General features: G+C 63.4%; 3 protein-coding genes and 1 tRNA gene. 3 read left to right on the top strand and 1 reads right to left on the bottom strand.

Translation table 11 applies throughout. The annotated features are described in order from the left end of the window. Positions 1-72: 72 nt before the first annotated feature. Complete coding sequence (locus OEZ49_RS22740; RefSeq protein ID WP_263390432.1) at positions 73-2469, bottom strand: ATP-dependent helicase; 2397 nt, start codon at positions 2467-2469, stop codon at positions 73-75. A gap of 162 nt (positions 2470-2631) precedes the next feature. Between OEZ49_RS22740 and OEZ49_RS22735 the strand changes: the two genes are divergently transcribed. From OEZ49_RS22735 to OEZ49_RS22725, 3 genes are all read left to right on the top strand, one after another. Continuing rightward, the gene (locus OEZ49_RS22735; protein ID WP_263390431.1) at positions 2632-3795 is read left to right on the top strand and encodes an alpha-hydroxy acid oxidase; all 1164 of its coding nucleotides are present in this window, start codon (positions 2632-2634) and stop codon (positions 3793-3795) included. Positions 3796-3922: 127 nt separating this feature from the next. Continuing rightward, entirely contained in the window at positions 3923-7360 is a 3438-nt protein-coding gene (locus OEZ49_RS22730; protein WP_263390430.1) for a pyruvate carboxylase, read from the top strand. A gap of 174 nt (positions 7361-7534) precedes the next feature. Further along, positions 7535-7609: transfer RNA gene (locus tag OEZ49_RS22725), tRNA-Gly, on the top strand. Positions 7610-7611: the final 2 nt, after the last annotated feature.

Raw genomic sequence — 7611 nt, 5'->3', positions numbered from 1 at the left:
CAGACCTCAGCTTTACGGCAATCATCAATGCCTGCGCCGCTCTCCTGAACTCAAAGTGAATCTCAACAGACCCTAGATCGGCACGTCGTCTTTGGCAGACAGAAAACGGGCAACGACCTTCTTGAGTCCGGCCTTGTCGAAATCGACTTCGACCTTGTCGCCCTCGATGCCGATAACCTGTCCATAGCCGAATTTCTGATGAAAGACGCGCTCGCCCAGTGTGAAACTGGCCACCGCGTTGAGGTCGATCACCGTGGTGCGGCTTTCGCGGGGTTGTGAAAGCCCATGTTGCCCCTGACGCGCCTGAAGTCGCTTCCACCCTGGGGAGTTATAGCCATCGGCAGCGGCGGCGCGACTTTCGATGCCGGGGGAGGACATGCCACCGCCATAAAGGCCGGGCGGGGTCAGCACCTCGACATGATCCTCGGGCAATTCGTCGATGAACCGCGAGGGCAGCGCGTTCTGCCACTGGCCGAACACCCGCCTGTTGGCGGCAAAGGAGATGGTACAGACCTCTTCGGCGCGGGTGATGCCCACATAGGCCAGCCGCCGCTCCTCTTCGAGCCCCTTGAGGCCGCTTTCATCCATCGAGCGTTGCGAGGGGAACAGCCCGTCCTCCCATCCCGGCAGGAAAACGGCGGGAAATTCCAGCCCCTTGGCTGCGTGCAGCGTCATGATAGAGACCTTGGCGCCGCCGCTGTCCTGCTCATTGTCCATGACAAGGCTGACATGTTCTAGAAACCCTTGCAGGTTCTCGAAGTTATCCAGCTGGTTGACCAGTTCCTTGAGGTTTTCCAGCCGCCCCGGCGCCTCGGGCGCCTTGTCGTTCTGCCACATGGCGGTATAGCCGGATTCGTCCAGGATCACCTGCGCCAGCTCGATATGCGACATCTCGGGCGCGCCGAACTGCATTGGCGCGGCGCCGTCCTCGATCACCGAGTCGTCGTCGATCTCGATCCGGGGTCCGCGCGTCAGTGCGGCCCAGCGGGCCAGCCCGTCTGTCAACTCGCCCAGCGCCTTGCCGCCCTTGCCCTTGATCAGGCCGTTTTTCACCGCGATCCGGGCGCCCTCGACCAGCGACACGCCGTTCTCGCGCGCGACGGCACGTATGGCCTGTTGTGCCTTGTCGCCAAGGCCACGCTTGGGCGTGTTCACGATCCGCTCAAAGGCCAGATCGTCCTCGGGGCTGGTGACCAGCCGAAAATAGGCCATCGCATCGCGGATCTCCATCCGCTCGTAGAAACGCGGGCCGCCGATCACCTTGTAAGGCAGGCCGATGGTCAGGAACCGGTCCTCGAACGCGCGCATCTGATGCGCCGCGCGCACCAGGATCGCCATATGGTCAAGCGAGATGGACCGCATGCCCCGTGTGCCGCCCTGCATCGCCTCGATCTCTTCGCCGATCCAGCGGGCCTCTTCCTCGCCATCCCAATGGCCGATCAGACGGACCTTCTCTCCCTCCTGCGCATCGGTCCACAGCTCCTTGCCCAATCGCCCCTCGTTGCCACGAATGACGTTGGACGCCGCTGCGAGGATATGCGGGGTCGAGCGGTAATTCTGTTCCAGCCGCACCACATGGGCGCCGGGAAAATCCTTTTCGAACCGCAGGATATTGCCCACCTCGGCGCCGCGCCAGCCATAGATCGACTGGTCGTCATCGCCCACGCAACAGATGTTGCGATGCCCGCCCGCCAGCAGCCGCAGCCACAGATACTGGGCGATATTGGTATCCTGGTATTCGTCCACCAGCACATAGCGGAACCAGCGCTGATATTGTTCCAGCACATCCGGGTGGGTCTGAAAGATGGTGACCATATGCAGCAGCAGGTCGCCGAAATCGACCGCGTTCAGCTCGCGCAGGCGGGTCTGGTACTGGGCGTACAGCTCGGGCCCGCGATGGTTATAGGCGCCTGCCTCGGCGGCGGGCAGCTTGTCGGGCGTCAGCGCCTTGTTCTTCCAGCCGTCGATGATGTTCGCCAACAGCCGCGCGGGCCAGCGCTTATCGTCGATATTGGCGGCCTGCACCAGTTGCTTGAGCAGGCGCAATTGGTCGTCGGTGTCGAGAATGGTGAAGTTCGATTTCAGATCGACCAGTTCCGCATGCCGCCGCAGCAGCTTGACGCAAATCGAATGAAAGGTGCCCAGCCAGGGCATGCCCTCGGCGGGCTGGCCCAACAGGCGACCGACGCGGTTCTTCATCTCGCGCGCGGCCTTGTTGGTGAAGGTCACGGCCAGGATCTCGTTGGGCCGGGCCCGACCAGTCATCAGCAGATGCACGATACGCGCGGTCAGCGCCTTGGTCTTGCCGGTGCCCGCGCCCGCCAGCATCAGGACAGGACCGTCCAGCCGCTCCACCGCCTCGCGCTGGGACGGATTCAGATCGTCCAGATAAGGGGTCGGCCGCGCCGCCATGGCCCGGGCCGACAATGATGCGCCTTCAAAGGCGTCCATTTCGTCGTAACTGCTCATGGCACCAAACTACTTCGGGCCCGCGCGAAATAAAAGAGGACGTTCACGACTTGTTCGCAAGTTCCCGAAAATTCCCGCAAACACAGTGCATTCGCTGCATTGCAGAATTTTTTTGTCAAGGATGCCCGGCAGGACTGGACAATTACGTAACGTCACAGGTTAATGCGCCGCATGGATCTGCACAGCACTTATCCCGGTATCATGGATCTGAAGTGGCGCGCAAAGCGGCGCCTGCCCAAATTCGTTTGGGAATACCTGGATAGCGGTACCGGCGTCGAGGCCACGAAGGCCCGCAATCGCGCGGCGCTGGATCAGGTCGGGTTCCTGCCATCAATCCTGCACGGTCCGCTTGAATACGATCTGGCAACCGAATTCCTGGGAACGCGATACGACCTTCCATTCGGGGTTGCTCCCGTTGGCATGTCCGGGCTGATCTGGCCGGACGCCGAGGGGCACCTGGCCCGCACGGCTGCGGCAGCCAATATTCCCTATTGCCTGTCCACGGTCGCCAGCCAAAGCCCCGAGGATCTGGCCCCGCATATCGGACCGCAAGCCTGGTTCCAGCTATACCCGCCAAAAGACGAAGCTATTCGCAAGGACCTGCTGGATCGCGCGCGGGACGCGGGCTTTCAAACCTTGGTCCTGACCGTCGACGTTCCGGTCGCCTCGCGGCGCGAGCGGCAGATCCGGTCCGGTCTGACACAGCCTCCGAAACTGACACCTCGCCTGCTGGCGCAGGTGGCGATGCGTCCCGCCTGGGCGCTGGGCATGGCGCGGGCAGGAATGCCGCATATGCGAACCCTCGACAAGTACACCCAAGGAATCGCCAACCTCCCGCCGACCGCCCATATCGGCTACATCCTGCGGACATCGCCGACAGCAGACTACGTGAAATGGCTGCGGGATCATTGGCAGGGTCCGTTCATCGTCAAGGGTGTGTCGCGGGCCAAAGACGCCGAAAGGCTGGAGCATCTGGGCGTCGACGCGATCTGGGTGTCGAATCACGCCGGGCGTCAGTTCGACGGCGCACCTGCAACAGCCGAAACCCTGCCCGCGGTCCGCGCCGCGACACGCCTGCCGCTGGTTTTCGACAGCGGTGTAGAGGGCGGCCTCGATATCCTGCGGGCACTGGCGCTTGGTGCCGATTTTGTCATGCTGGGGCGCGCGTTCCACTTTGGACTTGCCGCGCTTGGAGCGGCCGGACCTGAACATGTGATAGACGTCCTGCGCAAGGATATGGAAGCGAACATGGGGCAACTGGGCGCACGTACGCTGCACGACCTGCCTCCGATCCGGGGGCTGCCGCCGCCCAGTATCCAGATGTGAAAACAGAAAGCTCGAAAAGAGGCGGTTGCGAGCGGTAACATGCCGGTTCTACCCAGAACTACCAATTTTCATGCCGCTATTGTCCGCCTAAAACCCACGGCCAATTGACCAGACACCGGGACCCGACATGACCGAATTCAAGAAGATCCTCATCGCAAACCGGGGCGAAATCGCCATCCGGGTGATGCGTGCCGCCAACGAGATGGGCAAGAAGACGGTTGCCGTCTATGCCGAAGAGGACAAGCTGGGCCTGCACCGGTTCAAGGCCGACGAGGCCTATCGCATCGGCGAGGGGATGGGCCCTGTGCAGGCCTATCTGTCGATCCCCGAGATCATCCGGGTGGCCAAGGACAGCGGCGCTGACGCGATCCACCCGGGTTATGGCCTGCTCAGCGAGAACCCTGATTTCGTCGATGCCTGTGTCAAGAACGGCATCACCTTCATCGGGCCGCGCGCCGAGACCATGCGGTCGCTGGGGGACAAGGCCAGCGCCCGCAAGGTGGCCATCGCCGCCGGTGTTCCGGTGATCCCGGCGACCGAGGTTCTGGGCGACGACATGGACGCCATCCGCAAGGAGGCCGCCGAGATCGGCTATCCGCTGATGCTCAAGGCCTCCTGGGGCGGTGGCGGGCGCGGCATGCGCCCGATCCACAGCGAAAAGGAACTGGCCGAAAAGGTGATGGAGGGCCGGCGCGAGGCCGAAGCCGCATTCGGCAATGGCGAGGGTTATCTGGAAAAGATGATCATCCGCGCCCGCCATGTCGAGGTTCAGATCCTCGGCGACAAGCATGGCGAGATCTATCACCTGTGGGAGCGCGATTGCTCGGTCCAGCGCCGCAACCAGAAGGTCGTCGAACGCGCCCCCGCCCCCTATCTGAGCCAGGCCCAGCGCGAGGAGCTTTGCGAGCTTGGCCGCCGCATCTGCGCCCATGTGAACTATGAATGCGCCGGCACCGTCGAATTCCTGATGGATATGGACAGCGGCAATTTCTACTTCATCGAGGTGAACCCGCGTGTGCAGGTCGAACATACGGTGACCGAAGAGGTGACCGGCATCGACATCGTTCAGGCCCAGATCCTGATCGCCGAGGGCAAACCCCTGGCCGAGGCCACCGGCAAGGCCAGCCAGGCTGAGATCGCGCTGAACGGCCACGCATTGCAGACCCGGATCACCACCGAGGATCCGCTCAACAACTTCATCCCCGACTATGGCCGCATCACCGCCTATCGCTCGGCCACCGGCATGGGCATCCGACTGGATGGCGGCACGGCCTACGCGGGCGGGGTGATCACGCGCTATTACGACTCGCTCTTGACCAAGGTCACCGCCTGGGCGCCGACGCCGGAAAAGGCCATCGCCCGGATGGACCGCGCCCTGCGCGAATTCCGCATCCGCGGGGTCAGCACCAATATCGCCTTTGTCGAGAACCTGCTGAAACACCCGACCTTCCTGTCAAACGAATACACCACCAAGTTCATCGACACGACACCGGGTCTGTTCCAGTTCAAGAAGCGGCGCGACCGAGGCACCAAGGTGCTGACCTATATCGCCGACATCACGGTGAACGGGCATCCCGAAACCCGCGACCGCCCGCTGCCCGCCGCCGAGGCGCGCGCGCCCAAACCGCCCGCCAAGCGCGGCGAGCCGCGCATGGGCACCCGCAACCTGCTGGAGCAGAAGGGCCCGCAGGCGGTGGCCGACTGGATGAAGGCGCAGCGCCAGCTGCTGATCACCGACACCACCATGCGCGATGGTCACCAGTCGTTGCTGGCGACCCGGATGCGCTCGATCGACATGATCCGTGTGGCGCCTGCCTATGCCGCCAACCTGCCGCAGCTGTTCAGCGTCGAATGCTGGGGCGGCGCGACCTTTGACGTGGCTTACCGCTTCCTCCAGGAATGCCCGTGGCAGCGCCTGCGCGACCTGCGCGAGGCGATGCCCAACCTGATGACCCAGATGCTGCTGCGCGGCGCCAACGGGGTGGGTTACACCAACTATCCCGACAACGTGGTGCGCGAATTCGTGCGTCAGGCCGCCACCGGCATTGACGTGTTCCGCGTCTTTGACAGCCTGAACTGGGTCGAAAACATGCGCGTCGCCATGGATGCGGTGGTCGAGCAGAACAAGATCTGCGAAGGCACGATCTGTTACACCGGCGATATCCTGAACCCCGAGCGCGCCAAATACGACCTGAAGTACTATGTTGCGATGGGCAAGGAGCTGCGCAGCGCGGGCGCCCATGTGCTGGGGCTCAAGGATATGGCGGGCCTGTTGAAACCCGCCGCCGCCCGGGTGCTGATCCGCGCGCTCAAGGAAGAGGTGGGCCTGCCCATCCATTTCCACACCCATGACACCGCCGGCATCGCTTGCGCCACCATCCTTGCCGCCTCCGAGGCCGGGGTGGATGCGGTCGATTGCGCGATGGACAGTTTCTCGGGCAATACCAGCCAGGCGACGCTGGGCACCGTGGTCGAGGCGCTGCGCCATACCGACCGCGACACTGGGCTGGACGTCAAGGCGATCCGCGAGATCAGCGATTACTTCGAGGCGGTGCGCGGGCAATACGCCGCCTTTGAAAGTGGGCTTCAGGCCCCTGCCTCCGAGGTCTATCTGCACGAGATGCCCGGCGGCCAGTTCACCAACCTTAAGGCGCAGGCGCGCTCGATGGGGTTGGAAGAGCGCTGGCACGAGGTGGCGCAGATGTATGCCGACGTGAACCAGATGTTCGGCGATATCGTCAAGGTGACCCCCAGTTCCAAGGTGGTGGGCGACATGGCGCTGATGATGGTCAGCCAGGGCCTGACCCGCGCCCAGGTCGAGGACCCGAAGAGCGACGTGGCCTTCCCGGATTCGGTCGTGGACATGATGCGCGGCAATCTGGGCCAGCCGCCGGGTGGCTTCCCCACCGCGATTCTGTCCAAGGTGTTGAAGGGCGAGGCGCCCAACACCGAACGTCCCGGCGCGCATCTGCCGCCCGTCGATCTGGAAGCGGTTCGCGCCCAGGTGTCCAAGGAGCTTGAGGGCAAGGAGGTCGATGACGAGGACCTGAACGGATACCTCATGTATCCCAAGGTGTTCATGGATTACATGGGCAGGCATCGCCAATACGGCCCCGTCCGCACCCTGCCCACCCGAACCTTTTTCTACGGGATGGAACCGGGCGAGGAGATCGCCGCCGAGATCGACCCCGGCAAGACGCTGGAAATCCGCTGCCAGGCCATCGGCGAGACCGACGAGAATGGCGAGGTCAAGGTGTTCTTTGAACTCAACGGCCAGCCCCGCGTGATCCGGGTGCCGAACCGGCTGGTGAAGTCCACCACCATGCAGCGCCCCAAGGCCGAGCCGGGCAATGCCAACCATCTGGGCGCGCCGATGCCCGGCGTAGTAGCCACCGTCGCGGTGCAGGCCGGGCAAAAGGTCAAGGCGGGGGATCTGCTGTTGACCATCGAGGCGATGAAGATGGAAACCGGCATCCATGCCGAGCGCGACGCCACCGTCAAGGCGGTGCATGTCCAGCCCGGCGGCCAGATCGACGCCAAGGACCTTCTGGTCGAGCTGGAATAAGCAAACTTCCACCACCGGAAACAGGCCGCGCCCTCACCCGGGGCGCGGCTTTTTCGTGCCCGCCCCTGCCCACGCCACGGCCCGGAAAACCGGACAAAGAATTTTCCGCCCCGCCCGCATTTTCCACTTGCAGGCCCCGACAGTAGTTTATATCTCCCTCCTCACTCAAACGGGGCGGGCGTAGCTCAGGGGTAGAGCATTACCTTGCCAAGGTAAGGGTCGTGAGTTCGAATCTCATCGCCCGCTCCAGA

Source organism: Ruegeria marisflavi (genome assembly GCF_025673445.1).
GTDB lineage: Bacteria > Pseudomonadota > Alphaproteobacteria > Rhodobacterales > Rhodobacteraceae > Ruegeria_B > Ruegeria_B marisflavi.
The sequence above is the reverse complement of the archived record's forward strand: the minus strand, read 5'-3'. Positions and strand labels throughout refer to the sequence as shown.

Bases quoted from the DNA above. Each gene is read 5' to 3' on its own strand.
- OEZ49_RS22730 (WP_263390430.1), top strand. From the start codon at position 3,923: ATGACCGAATTCAAGAAGATCCTCATCGCAAACCGGGGCGAAATCGCC.
- OEZ49_RS22735 (WP_263390431.1), top strand. From the start codon at position 2,632: ATGCGCCGCATGGATCTGCACAGCACTTATCCCGGTATCATGGATCTG.
- OEZ49_RS22740 (WP_263390432.1), bottom strand. From the start codon at position 2,469: ATGAGCAGTTACGACGAAATGGACGCCTTTGAAGGCGCATCATTGTCG.